This is a genomic window from Bacillus xiamenensis, from assembly GCF_000300535.1.
Classification (GTDB): domain Bacteria; phylum Bacillota; class Bacilli; order Bacillales; family Bacillaceae; genus Bacillus; species Bacillus xiamenensis.
In genome coordinates this window covers 19897-35035 of sequence record NZ_AMSH01000023.1, presented here as the reverse complement: position 1 = coordinate 35035, position 15139 = coordinate 19897, and the positions used below count along the sequence as shown (strand labels likewise).

Annotated in this window: 20 protein-coding genes; 5 read left to right on the top strand and 15 right to left on the bottom strand. The window is 40.7% G+C overall.

Annotated features, from left to right (window positions below):
* Window positions 1-118: 118 nt before the first annotated feature.
* The 3 genes from BA1_RS09370 (at window position 119) to BA1_RS09360 (ending at window position 1653) form a co-directional block, all read left to right on the top strand.
* Window positions 119-550: a MarR family transcriptional regulator gene (locus BA1_RS09370; protein WP_008358161.1), complete on the top strand. Its 432-nt coding sequence runs from the start codon at window positions 119-121 to the stop codon at window positions 548-550.
* Window positions 551-605: 55 nt separating this feature from the next.
* Window positions 606-866 (top strand): hypothetical protein, encoded by a 261-nt coding sequence (locus BA1_RS09365; protein ID WP_008358159.1) that lies wholly within the window; start codon window positions 606-608, stop codon window positions 864-866.
* 118 nt (window positions 867-984) lie between these two features.
* Window positions 985-1653: a DUF4397 domain-containing protein gene (locus BA1_RS09360; RefSeq protein WP_008358157.1), complete on the top strand. Its 669-nt coding sequence runs from the start codon at window positions 985-987 to the stop codon at window positions 1651-1653.
* A gap of 29 nt (window positions 1654-1682) precedes the next feature.
* Here BA1_RS09360 and ypmT read toward each other — a convergent pair whose 3' ends face one another.
* The 7 genes from ypmT to ilvA all read right to left on the bottom strand — a co-directional run bounded on the left by ypmT (window position 1683) and on the right by ilvA (window position 6512).
* On the bottom strand, window positions 1683-1880 hold the full coding sequence (gene ypmT / locus BA1_RS09355; protein WP_008358155.1) for a protein YpmT: 198 nt from the start codon (window positions 1878-1880) through the stop codon (window positions 1683-1685).
* 24 nt (window positions 1881-1904) lie between these two features.
* Window positions 1905-2471 (bottom strand): YpmS family protein, encoded by a 567-nt coding sequence (locus tag BA1_RS09350; RefSeq protein ID WP_008358153.1) that lies wholly within the window; start codon window positions 2469-2471, stop codon window positions 1905-1907.
* A 9-nt stretch (window positions 2472-2480) separates the two neighbouring features.
* A complete protein-coding gene (locus BA1_RS09345; protein ID WP_008358151.1) occupies window positions 2481-3242 on the bottom strand; it encodes an SGNH/GDSL hydrolase family protein in 762 nt (253 codons plus the stop codon).
* A gap of 69 nt (window positions 3243-3311) precedes the next feature.
* A complete protein-coding gene (locus BA1_RS09340; protein WP_008358149.1) occupies window positions 3312-3902 on the bottom strand; it encodes an SCO family protein in 591 nt (196 codons plus the stop codon).
* Between the two features lie 23 nt (window positions 3903-3925).
* The gene (locus BA1_RS09335) at window positions 3926-4768 is read right to left on the bottom strand and encodes a DegV family protein (protein WP_008358147.1); all 843 of its coding nucleotides are present in this window, start codon (window positions 4766-4768) and stop codon (window positions 3926-3928) included.
* Between the two features lie 186 nt (window positions 4769-4954).
* Window positions 4955-5206 (bottom strand): YpmP family protein, encoded by a 252-nt coding sequence (locus BA1_RS09330; RefSeq protein ID WP_008358144.1) that lies wholly within the window; start codon window positions 5204-5206, stop codon window positions 4955-4957.
* Window positions 5207-5243: 37 nt separating this feature from the next.
* Window positions 5244-6512 (bottom strand): threonine ammonia-lyase IlvA, encoded by a 1269-nt coding sequence (gene ilvA / locus BA1_RS09325; protein WP_008358142.1) that lies wholly within the window; start codon window positions 6510-6512, stop codon window positions 5244-5246.
* Window positions 6513-6693: 181 nt separating this feature from the next.
* Between ilvA and BA1_RS09320 the strand changes: the two genes are divergently transcribed.
* Complete coding sequence (locus BA1_RS09320; protein ID WP_008358140.1) at window positions 6694-7662, top strand: AAA-type ATPase lid domain-containing protein; 969 nt, start codon at window positions 6694-6696, stop codon at window positions 7660-7662.
* 13 nt (window positions 7663-7675) lie between these two features.
* Window positions 7676-8314: a PAQR family membrane homeostasis protein TrhA gene (gene trhA, locus BA1_RS09315; RefSeq protein WP_008358138.1), complete on the top strand. Its 639-nt coding sequence runs from the start codon at window positions 7676-7678 to the stop codon at window positions 8312-8314.
* A 37-nt stretch (window positions 8315-8351) separates the two neighbouring features.
* Here trhA and BA1_RS09310 read toward each other — a convergent pair whose 3' ends face one another.
* From BA1_RS09310 to ilvD, 8 genes are all read right to left on the bottom strand, one after another.
* Entirely contained in the window at window positions 8352-8975 is a 624-nt protein-coding gene (locus BA1_RS09310) for a lysophospholipid acyltransferase family protein (protein WP_008358137.1), read from the bottom strand.
* Between the two features lie 19 nt (window positions 8976-8994).
* Window positions 8995-9483, bottom strand: a complete 489-nt coding sequence (gene folA / locus BA1_RS09305; RefSeq protein ID WP_008358135.1) for a type 3 dihydrofolate reductase — start codon at window positions 9481-9483, stop codon at window positions 8995-8997.
* Entirely contained in the window at window positions 9480-10274 is a 795-nt protein-coding gene (locus BA1_RS09300; RefSeq protein ID WP_008358133.1) for a thymidylate synthase, read from the bottom strand. Before BA1_RS09300 ends, folA begins: the two co-directional genes overlap by 4 nt.
* A gap of 102 nt (window positions 10275-10376) precedes the next feature.
* On the bottom strand, window positions 10377-10904 hold the full coding sequence (locus BA1_RS09295; RefSeq protein WP_008358131.1) for a phosphatidylglycerophosphatase A family protein: 528 nt from the start codon (window positions 10902-10904) through the stop codon (window positions 10377-10379).
* A gap of 18 nt (window positions 10905-10922) precedes the next feature.
* Window positions 10923-11540, bottom strand: coding sequence for a YpjP family protein (locus tag BA1_RS09290; RefSeq protein ID WP_008358130.1), 618 nt, complete (start codon window positions 11538-11540; stop codon window positions 10923-10925).
* 278 nt (window positions 11541-11818) lie between these two features.
* Window positions 11819-12601, bottom strand: coding sequence for a class I SAM-dependent methyltransferase (locus BA1_RS09285; protein WP_008358126.1), 783 nt, complete (start codon window positions 12599-12601; stop codon window positions 11819-11821).
* Window positions 12602-12668: 67 nt separating this feature from the next.
* Window positions 12669-13103, bottom strand: a complete 435-nt coding sequence (locus tag BA1_RS09280; protein ID WP_008358124.1) for a BrxA/BrxB family bacilliredoxin — start codon at window positions 13101-13103, stop codon at window positions 12669-12671.
* A gap of 81 nt (window positions 13104-13184) precedes the next feature.
* A complete protein-coding gene (ilvD, locus tag BA1_RS09275; protein WP_008358122.1) occupies window positions 13185-14861 on the bottom strand; it encodes a dihydroxy-acid dehydratase in 1677 nt (558 codons plus the stop codon).
* Window positions 14862-15139 lie beyond the last annotated feature (278 nt).

The following is a 15139-nucleotide window of genomic DNA, read 5'->3' as shown; positions in this document are numbered from 1 at the left end:
AAAATGGTATCATCATATTATAACATGATAAAAAATAATGAAAATGATACGACTTGTATACCTAAAATGGAGAGAAAGCATTCTGTCGTATCCTTAAAATATAATGGGGGTTTAATGATTGGAACAAAGAAAACAAATGATGTATGAAATGGATACTTTACTGAGAACCGTATTTAAGCAGATTCGTTATGAAATTAACAGCCTGCTTGAAAACGAATTATCTCGGAATGAATTTCTCATTTTAAATTTACTGCGTGAGCAGGGTGCGAAAAAAGTAACGGAATTTGCTTCGATTCTCGGGGTATCAGCCAGTCATATTACAGCGGTGACCGACACACTTGTAGAAAAAGGCTGGATCACCCGCATACGTTCAAAAGAGGATCGCCGCATCATCAAAATCCACTTAACCGATAAGGGTAAGGAAATTACTGAGCATTTTGAGAAAAAGAAAACAGAATACTTTATGGAGCGATTTGAATCCTTTGATGATCAAGAACTAAAAACGATGATCAAATTATTTAAAAAGCTGGATAAAAGTCAAAAGAATTAAGCATAGATTTTAGCGTTCAGGACATGCTACGGATAAAAAAGAGGTGGAATAAACGATGACAAGCCCTTATCTTTGTCCAAATTGCAAAACCAATAGAACGCGCTTTAATCTCATCGAGCAGCTTTCAGAACCTGTGAAACTTGATCCTGCGACTGGAGCCGTTGTTGAAACATACGAAGGTGATCAGCTTTCTCCTTTTCACATGAGCTATCAAGGTCCTAAAATCAAAGTCCAATGCGGCGTCTGTGGTTTAATTGAGGATGAAAAAACGTTCATAAAGCTGGCTGAATATCATCAATATTCGTCTCCTTCTTAACATGCGAGCCTGACGCTATCTGTCAGGCTTTTTTCTATGTTTCTTTTGCCTATACAGATCGTCCCTGTCGTGCATACGCTACAAAAAACACATTGCATGAGAAAGAAGGGATGAGGACTTGCAGCAGCTCTATGAGATGAATCACTTTCTATATCGTCCATCAGCTACCGCCCACCCATACCATCAGAGAAACACCTCTTCAAAAGCCGTTATTCGAATATTTCACGCCGCACCTGATTTAAGTGAGCTCGCTGTATTTGTGAACCAGCACCAGATTCATAAGAAGATGCCTTACGGCCAGCTGACAGCATATATGGAGTGGGATGAGGGTGTATATGAGATAGAAGTATTCAAGCTGGCTACAAAAGAAAGAGTTCTTTCTTCTCGTATGACGATGAAGGGAAACGAGACTTACACACTATGTATCACAGGAGCTCATACTGGCTTTGCGCTGCTTACAGAAAGGCAAGACTCGCTGATTAAGCAAGAAGATTTGTCAGCACTGACGTTTGTCCAGCTGTCTCCAGACCTCCCTCCCATTGATATATATGAACGGGATCAAGGAATGTTATCAAAGGAGCTCGGTTATGTGAGCGGCACTCAAACCCATCATTTCTCGCCGAATAAGTATCATTTTGAATTGAAAGCGTCTGGTACTCAGAGTGTGCTGCTTGATATCCCGAAAGTCCATCTGCAAACAAAGCGGGCCTATCTTATTTTGCTTCATGGTTTTGCAAATGGAGAACCAGAGCTTATGGCAAAGGTGGTCTTGTCTCGTCAAATGTAAAAAGAGCCTTTCCAAATGGAAAAGGCTCCTTACGAGACATCTTCAGCTTTTTCTTGCTTTTGAAAATCAAAAGCAAGAATCATGATACCTAAAAATAAAGCACAATAGGCGATATTTAAGTAAAACTGGTCGATATTTTCTGCTTTTAAATCAGTGGCAGCCGTAATGCCAAAGTACGCAGCAAATAAGAGCGACAGTAAACTAAAATATTGATAGACTCGCTTCATGTTTTCACTCCTGACTACCACGTTCTATTGCTTTGGATGGTAATATGAAAATTCAATTTCATCATTCTCAAGATCAATTTTGTTCGCTTTGACATACATATCATTCGTCAGCGGCATTTCTGAAAGGCGCACTTCCACCGTTTTTTGGTCTGGTTTCACATGAACGAATTCAGGCAGTTCATAGAACTGACCCATATAGCTTAAAACAAAACTGATCGGAATGCTTAATTGTCCGATGGAAAAGTCATCTACTTTAAGCAGTACATCCCCATTATCTTCAACAGTTGGCGTAAATGAGACGTTTGCATCAATGGTAGAAGAAAAGGCTTTGATTGCGCCAGTTACCTTCACATCTTGATCAATCGCCACATGAAAGTCTGGCATATCGCTTGACCCTTGATTTTTCAAATAATCATTGACAAATCTGGTCAGAGATTCTTTTGAGCTAGAAATGTTAAACGCATACTCGCTATTCACTTCTTTTGTTGAAGCGGATTGACCGCCCGGCAGCAGCATCAAAATACCGCAGGCAAGAACAATGAGTAGATTGATTGACAGTAAAATAAAAAATAAGCTCTTCCATTTTTTCATCTTTTCACCCTATTCCTTCGGCAGTCCTTCTTTTTTCACTTCTGAGAATAAACGATTTGCCATAAGAGAGTACCCCTTTTGGTTTGGGTGGAAATCATCATCTGCCAGTAATTTTTCATCAGAATCTTCATCAAATAAATCTGCCACATCGATCATCTCAGCGTTGCCGTCTTTTTTCAGTTCTTTTTTGGCAGCAGCGTTCCAGTCTTTGACGACTTCGTCAATATCTCTTAGCTCAGACAAGCTGAACTTAAACGGATTGTACATACTGACATACATGATCTTCGCGTGGTCATTATGCTCTCTTAGCTGGGCAAGAATGGTCTTAAAGCGCTCCTCAAAAGGACCTTGCTCTCTTTGAAAAGGAGCAAACGTCAAATTGAGCACATTTTGACGGACGACATGCATCAAGTCATTTCCGCCGATCGTAAAGAAAATATAATCAGCGTCTTTCAGTCCATCCTGCACCTTTTTTTCTTTTAATCTTTTTAATAAATCTACCGTTCTACTGCCTTTAATGGCATAGTTTTTTAATGTCACAGATTGCACGCCGTCCACCGCTTCTATCTTGTCACGGGTGATGCCTGCATATCCTTTTTTATCTTGATCTCCGATTCCTTCTGTTAAGGAATCTCCAACCGCTGCAATCGTAATATGTTCTTTTACGTTTTGTGTGTCTTCTAGTTTATCCTTTATGCCAGCCTCTTGCGCAGAACATGCAGAAAGAACAAAAGCTAGAGACATCACAATCAAAATCAAACGAGCTTTCAAACGATGATGTCCCTCCTTTTTCTGATTAAAAAAGTGTATCATGTTTTCGCTCATTTGAACATCCTTATGCTAGCTCCGGCTCAGCGTCTTGATGTCCTTAATGATTTCATCATATGGTGTGTTTTGAACACCGTCATAATTTTTTATCACTTTTCCTTCTTGATCCACAAGGAAAAACAGTGATTGATGAATCACCTGATCTTCGTCTTCAGGTTTTTTCACGATGGTCTTAAAGCTTTTCATCGCGAATTTTTCAATCTCTGACTGTGAGTAACCAGTCAGAAAATCCCAATTTTTAAAGGACAATGGATATGCTTTTGCAAACGTCTTTAGCTTTTTCGGTGAATCTACCTCTGGGTCTACGCTAAACGAAATGATATGCGCATCCAATTTTTCTTCTTTTAATCGTTTTTGCAGTTCTGTCATATGTGCCGTCATAGGAGGACAAATCGTTTCACAGCTTGTGAAAATAAAATCTGCCACCCACACTTTCCCCTTTACATCATCGAGCGACACCTTTTGACCATCCTGGTTTTGATATTCAAACGGCTCGATTTGATAATTTAACGCATCCTTGATTTGCCCATTTGAACACGAGACTAAAAGAAGCACGCTTATCATCATAAGCGTACCAAACAAGGCTCCCCTTTTTCTATACATGACTTGCACATCCCCTTTTTCAATCAATCGGTATAAAAAGTAAAGCCTATTGCGCCTTTTCCGGTATGACAGGAAATAATCGGTGTTGTATAGGCAATGTCAATAAGGGCATCAGGTGTGTGCTCAAGCAGCGCTGCTTTGAGTTTTTCAGCGAGTTCTAATGCATCTGCATGCGCAATTCCAATAGCCTGAACGGTTCTTCCTTTCACCGCCTGTACATACTGTTTTGTTAAATAGCGCACAAGAGCAGAGTAGCTTCTCACGTTCGCTTCTGGCGTATATACCCCGTCTGTTAAGCTGGCAATTGGTTTGATATGAAGAAGTGAGCCGATCAGCGCCTTTCCTCTTCCAATTCTTCCACCTTTCACGAGATTTTCTAATGTATCAATTGTGACATATAGCTTTGTTTTAAGACGGATTTTTTCCACTTCTTTGATGATCTCTTCACTGCTGGCTCCTTCTTTTGCAAGCTCCGCTGCTTTAAGGACTTGAAAGCCCAGTCCTTGAGAGATAAAAGCAGAATCAATGACCGTAATGTTTCCATCCACCATTTTAGAAGCGCTTTCAGCAGTTTGAACCGTACCACTCATTCCACCGGTTAAATGGATACTCAACACTTCGCTTCCATCTGCCGTCAGCTTTTCATATAATTCCACGAATTGACCAATTGCAGGTTGAGACGTTTTCGGCAGTTCTTCTGCGGCTTCCATTTTCTCAATAAATTCATCTGGCTGTAAATTTATCCGGTCAATATAGTCAACTCCAGAAATGGATATATTCAGTGGAATGACGTGAATTGAAAGATCGTTGATTTTCTCTTGCGGAAGGTCCACGGTTGAATCTGTTACAATTTTAATTTGTTTCACTATCGTCTCATCCTTGCTGTCTTAGTCTTTACTTATGATATTACCTTATTTCCTGCAATCTTGAAAACAACTGTCATAACGTTTTTGAAATTGTCACATTTTCTTCTTTTCATCAAAAAAATCCTTGCCAAACGGAGCAGCCGTCATTTCAAAGCCGCCTCTTACTCCTTTGACAAAGATTTCTATTTACGCATTGTGTTTCAATGTAGGCTGCTGATAGATCTGTTCATATGTGCTCCACTTGACGTTACGTTTCACATCCTCCCTGAAAGAGTAAACATATCTTTTCCCTTTAGATACATAGACTTTTTTCAAGAAAGCTTCAAGTCTAAAGGTGAGCATGAAACCATATGGCTCATCTCCCTTTAGAACAGGGATTTCTGTTACCTTGATCTGAGCTCCATCCATCCGTCTAAAACATATTGTTTTGAGCAGCACAAACGATCAGTCCTCTTTTCCAAGTGATCTGTTTACCCTAAATAAATAGGTGGAATAAATCTTGATCTTTATTCACTTCAACATAATGGAAGCCTTTTTTGTTCATTCGTTCAATCAGCGCTGCATAGTCATCTCGCTCTTTCAATTCGATGCCAACAAGCGCAGGTCCTTTGCTTCGGTTATTCTTTTTCGTATATTCAAAGCGTGAGATATCATCATTTGGCCCGAGCACTTCATCTAAAAATTCCCTAAGAGCACCTGCTCTTTGCGGGAAGTTGACGATGAAGTAATGTTGAAGCCCTTCATAAATCATTGAGCGTTCTTTGATTTCTTGCATTCTGCCAATGTCATTATTTCCCCCGCTGACAATACAGACGACATTTTTCCCTTTAATCTCCTCGCGGTGTGCATCTAAGGCTGCAATTGGCAAAGCGCCTGCTGGCTCAGCTACAATCGCACATTGATTATACAGCTCTAAAATGGTTGTACACACTTTTCCTTCTGGTACGAGACTAATTTTATCAACAACGGACTGAAGGGATGTAAACGTCTTTTCGCCAATTCGCTGAACCGCTGCCCCGTCTACAAACTTATCAATCGAATCAAGTGTCACAACCTCCCCCTTCTCATGGGAAGCATGCAGTGAAGCTGCACCAAGCGGCTCGACTGCAATGATTTCGGTTTCTGGTGCGATATTTTTGAGATAGGTACCAACACCAGATAACAAACCTCCACCTCCGACACTTGCAAATAAAAAGTGAGGCTCTACTTCGATATCATTTAATATTTCTACAGCAGTCGTTCCTTGTCCTGCCATAACATCCAAATCATCAAACGGATGGATAAATTCGCGTTTTTCCTCATCTCCGCATTTTACTGCTTCATGATACGAATCATCAAAGGTATCTCCGGTTAAGATAATGTCAACATATTCTTTTCCGAAAAGCTCCACTTGAGATACTTTTTGCCTTGGAGTCGTAGCCGGCATAAAGATTTTCCCATGGATCCCTAAATATTTACAAGAATAAGCCACGCCTTGCGCGTGATTTCCAGCACTGGCACAGACAATGCCATTTTCTAGTTTATCTTTTGGGAGCTGGCTCATTTTATTAAAAGCGCCTCTTAATTTAAAGGAACGAACTACTTGAAGATCCTCTCTTTTTAAGTAGACATTACATTCATATCGTTCAGAAAGTCGCTCATTTTTTTGAAGTGGTGTATGAATGACTACATCCTTCAAATTTTGATGGGCTTTTAAGATGTCTTTCACTTGAATTAGCGTGTTTTCTTTGAGCAACGGTTTCATGTACAAGATCCTTTCTCTTTAACCTTATTTAATTTGTCATTATAACATGAATATTCAAAAAATGAACCAATAGATCATGGATCGAAGATAAATTTCATGAACTTTTTCGTTTTTCTATACAATTGTTCTAATTGGGTGTTATAATAAAACCAATTAGAACCAAAAAGAAAGGAATCACCCAATGACCACACCTCCGTTTGCTTCTATATATGGGGAGCATCAAGATATTAAGCACGCCATTCATATGGCAAAGCAATTCGCGAAAAATGAGCAGCCTGTCTTGTTGACAGGACAAATTGGAACAGGCAAAACACGATTTGCACAGGAAATGGCAAACCTATCTAATCCACAAGCTTCCATGCGGCACATATACTGCCCTATTTTGGATGAAGTCACTTTAAAGGAAGCATTCACGCAAGTGACAAACCAAGTTCTTTATTTAGACGAAGTCAGTCTATTAAGTATCCCTATGCAGCATCACGTCATTCATTTTCTAGAAACTTCTCCTGAAACAAAAATCATTGCTTCTTCGTCTTTATCTTTAGAGGCTCTGAGGGTTTCGTCAACTTTTTTACCTGAGCTGTTTTATCGTCTCAATGTACTCCACGTGCCTCTTCCGTCTTTAGCAGAACGAAAAACAGATATTCCTGTTTTAACACTAGCTTTCTTTCAGGAGCTCGGCATGAAGCCCGATATTGATTCAAGTGTTTGGGAGTTCTTGCAGCAGTATCCGTTTGAAGGCAATGTCCAGGAACTAAAAAATATGGTTCATTATGCTGCTTCGGTTCTCGAGGGACAAACGGTTTTCTTGCACCACTTGCCGCCTTTTGTGCTATTACCTCAACACACGGCGAGTAAAGGAAAAAAAGAGGAACACCAGCTCACGCTTATGGAGAAACAAGAATTTGTTTTCTTACTTGAAGCCATTAAGTCTCTCAATGAAAAGGGGGAAACAGCCAGCAGGCGCATCTTGTCTGAATTAAGCAAGCAAGGTGATATCCCGCTGACTCCTCAGCAAGTCAGGAGCCGATTAGATGATCTTGAGAAAAAAGCCTATGTGACGAAAGGAAAAGGCAGAGCTGGAACGAAGATTACACTTGAAGGTCTCTCATTTCTGAAGTCGCTTGATGGTTATATACCGGTTCAATAAAGGAGGACATCCATTGTTTACTGTAAAAGAAGAAATTGCAAACGCCATTACACATGGCATTGGGGTCATTTTATCCATTCCCGCCATTGTTTTTCTCGTTTTATTCGCTGTTCAATATGGCACAGTCACAGACATTATTAGCTTTTCGATATTCGGCGCATCCATGCTGCTGCTTTATTTAAGCTCAACTTTGCTTCATAGCATTCGGCACAAAAAAACAAAAGATGTGTTTGAAATCCTCGATCACTCGGCTATTTATGTCTTGATCGCTGGTACATATACACCTTTTTTACTCGGACCATTAAAAGGCGCACTCGGCTATACACTTCTTGCAATCGTATGGGCGCTTGCTGCTGGAGGCATTGTCTTTAAAATCTTTTTCGTCAAACGATTTATCATTGTATCAACCCTTGTTTACTTATTAATGGGCTGGATGATTATCATCGCGATCAAACCTCTGTACATTCAATTGACAGGAGCAGGTTTTAGTCTCTTACTGTTAGGCGGTATTTTGTATTCTGTCGGAACGATCTTTTATATTTGGCGGAAAATCCCCTATCATCATGCGATTTGGCACAGTTTTGTCCTAGGCGGAAGTGCATCCATGTTTTTCTGCATTCTATTCTATTGTGTCAACATCCCAGCTGCATGATAAAAAAACCAGCATCCACATTCGGATGCTGGTTTTTCTATGCACGCTTTTGTGCGTAGTCACTCATCATAACAGGTGCTTTAATATGAATATCGACATTGACAGGACGTAGCCTTTTCACGATTTTCCCTGTTAAAAGGCGCTCCGTTCCGCTTGTTTCAATCGGAACGATAGGACAGTCACATTCTTCAGCAAGCGCTTCTGCAATGGGACGATATTTTTCAGGAAGCAATATACTCTGTCCAGATATGATTCGCTCTTTTGCCTCTTCTAATAACGCATCATCAGATTGATTCTGATGAATCACCGCCATCTTTTTCAGCCATTGCTTTAAGATGGGATAGCGAAACAGATGCGGTTTTGCAATAAAAGCAAATGGCTTCTCAAGGTGGCCAATCAACAATGTCGTCGTAACTGGATGATGCTCTTGTGTGACATAAATCACAGGTCCATCTGGAAGCTTCTTTTGCTGATAAATGGTCATCACTGACCCTGATTGATCAATACATCCCCGGGCAAACTTTTTCGCATGCTCATGAATGAGATGCATTCGTTTCGTATAGGAAATGCGGGGATCAGTTAATTCATGATCGTACAAATGCTTCATACTTTTAAAAAAGGATACAACAACATACATCGTTAAACACCAATAACGAAACAACCGAACTCCTCCTACTCATTTATCCTTCTTTTCTGTCATAAACGACAAATTCATAATTGTAGGGGTTCTTTTCGTCACTATGGCCCTTTTCACGTGATATAACCGTCCAATCTTCTTCATCGTAATGAGGGAAGAAACGGTCACCTTCAAACGCATGGTGAATGTGAGTGATATATAGACGATCTGCATATGGCATCATTTCCTCATACAGCTTAGACCCACCAATGATCAATAATTCTGTCTCATTCTTCGCGATGGCTAAAATATCATCGATTGAATGGACAACCTCGCATCCTTCAGCTTGAAATGAAGAACTTGTGGTCAACACAATATTACGGCGGTTAGGCAATGCTCGTCCAATTGATTCAAATGTTTTTCTGCCCATGACAATGGTACGGCCGCCTGTGACTTTTTTAAAATACGCTAAATCAGCGGGTAAATGCCAAGGCATTTGATTATCTTGGCCAATGACTCTGTCTTTTCCTGTCGCCACTATCATGGAAATCATACACTGACTTCTCCTTTAATGTGAGGATGCGGATCATAGTTTTCAAGCACAAAATCATCAAACGTAAAATCAAAAATACTCTTTACATCTCTTGTGATGCGAAGCTGCGGAAGCGTGCGCTCCTCTCGCTCTAGCTGCATTTTCACCTGCGGAAGATGATTTTGATAAATATGAGCATCTCCTAGTGTATGAATAAACTCTCCTGGCTCAAGATTTGTCACCTTGGCAATCATCATCGTCAGAAGTGCATATGAAGCAATATTAAACGGCACGCCTAAAAAGATATCTGCCGATCTTTGATAAAGCTGGCAGGACAATTTCCCGTTTGATACGTAAAATTGAAACAAGCAATGGCAAGGAGGCAGCGCCATTTGATCAATTTCTCCCGGATTCCAAGCACTGACAATCAGTCTTCTTGAATTCGGATTGTGCTCAATATCATGGATCAGCCTTGCGATTTGATCGACTGTCTCTCCGTTTCCGCTCGCCCATGATCTCCACTGGGCACCATACACGCGCCCTAGCTCTCCATTTTCATCTGCCCATTCGTTCCAAATACGGACACCATTTTCTTGAAGATATTTGACATTTGTATCACCTTTTAAAAACCACAGTAACTCATGAATGATTGATTTCAGGTGCAATTTCTTTGTGGTTAATAGAGGAAATCCTTCCTGTAAATCAAATCTCATTTGGTAACCGAACGTGCTGATTGTGCCTGTTCCTGTTCTGTCACCTTTTTTATCCCCGTGCTGTAATACATGACGGCATAACTCTTTGTATTGTTTCATTTTTTTCATCCTTTATTTATGTTCTTGTTGTAGTTTACCTTATTTCAGCTTTTGTTGAAACCAAAAAAACATGTCTGCATGATGAGCAGACATGTTTTTCTTTTATCCTTGATTCACTCGATCCTGCTCTTCGTCCTTAATATCTTGGTGAGAGTGAGCAATGCGGCTTGCAGCGGCGGCGGCGAGTGCAGCGACAAGGTCATCAAGGAAAGTGTGCACTTCACCTGGACGACCTTCATCCAATTCCCTGATAATACCAAATTTCTCTTTATCTAAGTAACCGAAGTTGGTCAAACCGATTGATCCATATACATTGACAATGGAAAGCGGAATAATCTCATCAATTCCATATAGCGGTTCATCTGTTTCAACTAAATGCTGCAAAGGTTCTGGCAAAAGCTTTTTTTCTGCCAGCTGATCAAGAGCAAGTCCTGTCAAAACTGCGTGGACAATTTCCCTTTTATTCAGCACTTTTTCAACATTTTCAATGCAGACACTAAGTGGAAGATTTGGGTTGTATTTCTCTTGGAGTTTCAGCACAATATGTGCAATATCTTCTATTTTCACTCCACGCTCGTTTAACATCTGTTTTGTAATGCGAACCATTTCGTTCATTGTATACTTTTTCAATTGGCATGACATCTCCTTCTAGTGGCTCATCCAGCTCGGCGGGGTGTTTTTATCCCAGTAAATATTACCGAGTTCATGATGCGTCTGGAATCCATCTTCTGCTGTATGATAGTGAAAATTAAACCAGTATCCGCTGTGAGGCGGCTGATCTCTTCTCACATGGAAACGAAGCAAATCTTCTCCGGTCTTCCTGTTATAAATGTGGAAGATTTTTTCGCTATTTCCGCTCGAAGGCTGATCAGTTAAAACAACATCTTGAAATTTTTCGTCATCTTTAAAATTTGTTAAAAAATCGGTTAACACTTGTTCAATCTTCGGTTGAATCTCTTCTCTGTACTCGTCCTCAATGACAGGTGTAATTTTACGGCCAAATTTGAGAAAGGATTGGTTTTCTGCACTTGATAGAACCTCTTGTTTATATTGCTCAAAGGGGTCTACCCGCTCTTTGTTGTCTTCTTGCGATAGTTCCCAGCTGCGCGTATCATCTGATGTATCATAAACTGCTGTATAAGGTGATTTATCAGATGAAGAAAGTTCAGATGGCTTGTCTGTCATCAAAGCCGACGGAGGAGAGATTAAGCCAAACGTTGCAATCGTAAAGAGTGCAACAAGCGTTTTTCTCATCCACATCTTCATGATATCTAATTCCTTCCATACGTTATCATACTGCTATTCTAGCATATAATGAATTTTCAGTCATTCAATTTGGTCACTTATTTGAGACTTTCTTTTTTAAGATAAAACGTTTACAATGACAGTAACGACGACTAAAATTTGGGAGGAATGGATATGCTTGAAGGGTTTTTCATCACAGCTTCCTTGCTGACATTATTTTATTTTGTCTATATGGAGATCACAGATTAAAAGCCCTGAATCAGGGCTTTTTTCGATCAGATTAATTAAAGTGGTGTTGATTAGTCTTCTTCTATTGTGATATACCCATAATGGAATTGGGCGGTTTTACGTTTGATGACCTGAAATTGATAGGCGTCTGTAGTAAATCGAGTGCTTTTCCAATGATCCTTTAAAACCACTCTTTTTCTAGCCACTCTCACCGCTTCTTGCATGGCTACTTCGTGGTCAAAGTGATGCTCTGCGACATGACGGAGCGGCGACATGCTTCTAGATTCTTGAATCGTCTCCTCGAACATTGGATCAAAATAGACGATATCAAATGAACGATCAGGCAGCTTCTTTAGCTGCTCAATGCTGTCTCCGCTTATGACGGATATACGTCTCATTGCTTCATCTGCCGCCGCTACACCAGTTTCCCAAGTGCTAAGCCCTTCTCGAACTAGCAATGCCGTCATCGGATTTTTTTCAATGCCGACCACTTTTCCATTAGAGCCTGCTGCGCAGCTGGCGGTAATGGCGTCTGAGCCTAAGCCAAGCGTACAATCTAAAAAGGAATCGCCCGGCTCTAGCCCGGCTGCTTCAATTAATGGATCCTTCTCCCCTCGCAGAATCCGCTTCACCCTAAACATAGCTGAGCTTGGATGGAAGAAAAACTTTTCACCATTTGGCTGATACCATTCGAACCTTTCTTTCCCAACAACGAGAACGTCCCCTCGTTTGATCGCAAGCTGTTTGACGGATTGTTTGCGCCGCGCTATATACTCACCATGTAAGTCCCTTGCGAGTGCCTTTGCTGTTTCAATTGTATGTTCATTTGCTCTAAAGCTTGTTGTAATGAGCATGTCCATTCCTCCACCATGATCAAGAAAAAATGCCCTGATAGGATCACAGGGCATTTCAACACTTGTATTAGCAATGTTTTTCAAAAGCAGATAAGATGTTGTTCATAATGTCTTCCATTTCATGACCTTCAATTTCGTCACGCGGGATAAAATGAACGAGTTCATTTCCTTTTAAAAGTGCCATAGATGGAGAAGATGGCTCTTCTCCCGTAAAGTATTCTCTCATTTTAGCAGTTGCTTCCCGATCCTGACCAGCAAAAACCGTCACGAGTCGATCTGGTGCTTTTTCTGCCTTCATGACCGCTTGAGTAGCAGCTGGACGTGCTAAGCCGGCAGCGCATCCGCATACAGAATTGACCACAACAAATGTTGTTCCTTCTGCTTCTTGCATCGTTTGTTCTACTTCTTCTTCCGTCGTCAATTCTTGAAATCCTGCACTTGTTAGCTCTTGGCGCATTGGTACAACAAGCTGACGCATATATTCTTCATATGCCATTGACATAAAAAAGCCCCCTCTAAAATCCTTATGCTGTGAATAAAGGATACTATAGAGAGAGCCATTTTTCAAATGTTCGATTTCAGATTAAATTTTCATGATCCCGCCTGTATTGGCTGATGTGACAAGTTTTGAGTATCTGGCAAGGTAGCCGGTTTTCACTTTTGGCTCAAAGCCTTTCCAGTTTGCTTTTCTTCTTTCCCATTCTTCCTCTGGGACATCTACACTTAAAATGCGTTTTTCAATATCGACCACAACATGATCACCATTTTCAACAAAAGCAAGAGGTCCACCCTCTGCTGCCTCTGGAGAGACGTGTCCAATGGACAATCCGCGAGAAGCACCGGAAAAACGGCCGTCTGTAATTAACGCCACCTTTGGACCAAGTCCCATTCCGACAATTTGTGAGGTTGGTGCAAGCATTTCAGGCATGCCAGGTCCGCCTTTAGGTCCTTCATAGCGAATAATGACAACATGTCCTGCTTCTACTTTTCGGTTAATGATGCCTTCAAGAGCTTCTTCCTGGGATTCAAATACGATCGCAGGTCCTTCATGACGTGTGATGCCGTCTTGTACACCGCCTGTTTTAATGATGGCTCCATCTGGCGCAAGGTTTCCAAATAAAACGGCTAAGCCGCCTTTTTCAGTAAATGGCTTATCGATTGGATAAATGACGTTATAATCTTTTACCTCATGTCCTGCAATGTTCTCGCCCAGCGTTTTCGCTGTGACAGTCATTGTATCTAAATGAAGAGCACCCTCTTTTTTGGACAATTCATTTAGAGCAGCTGTTACACCGCCAGCTTCATGTAAATCTTCAATAAAAACATCAGAGGCTGGAGCAAGTTTTGATAAATGTGGCACTCGTTCTGCTACTTCATTAATACGCTCAAGTGAATATTCAACACCCGCTTCATTTGCGATTGCCAATGTATGAAGAACTGTATTTGTTGAACCACCTAATGCCATATCTAAAGCAAATGCGTTATCAATTGCTTTTTCAGTGACAATATCACGTGGTTTAATATCTTTTTTGATGAGTTCCATCAGTTGTTTTGCTGACTTCTTCGCAAATTCTCTCCGCTCTGGTGATGTCGCTAAGATCGTTCCATTTCCAGGAAGAGCGATACCAAGCGCCTCTGCTAAACAGTTCATTGAGTTTGCAGTAAACATACCTGAGCAAGAGCCGCAGGTTGGACAGCCAAACTGCTCTAATTCATTTAATTCCTCTTCATTAATTTTTCCTGACTGGTATGCCCCAACACCTTCAAAGACGGATGAAAGAGAAATTTTTCTGCCATCACTTGTTCTGCCCGCTTCCATTGGACCACCGCTGACAAATACAGTCGGGATATTGACGCGCATGGCTGCCATCATCATACCAGGTGTGATTTTATCACAGTTAGGAATACAAACCATTCCATCAAACCAGTGTGCAGACACAACGGTCTCTACTGAGTCAGCAATGATTTCACGGCTAGGCAATGAATATCTCATCCCAATATGCCCCATTGCAATTCCGTCATCGACCCCAATCGTATTGAATTCAAATGGAACGCCGCCAGCTTCACGAATGGCTTCTTTGACGATTTTCCCGAATTCCTGAAGATGGACATGCCCTGGGACAATATCAATATAGGAATTACATACGGCAATAAACGGCTTGCCGAAATCCTCATCTTTTACCCCCGCTGCTCTTAGTAAGCTTCGGTGAGGTGCTCTGTCAATTCCTTGTTTAATCATATTACTGCGTAGTTCTGCCATCTGTTTAAAAAGCCTCCTATACTACAAGTCTTGTTGACTGCATCATTTTGAGTTGATTTTATTTTACAAATTTTCTGTTTATTTAGCCACCTATGAATGATGATGACCAACATGGCTGCTGAAGCAAGTGTTCAGCAAGGATGGTGTCATAAAATCTGACCTCCAATATTCTATATTGGTACTACTATATAGAGTTTTTTCTCATATTTCAACAATATTCAAAATAATTTTTCTAAAAAAATTTTTCTGTCTATAAAGATTCCTGATTTTAGAAAACA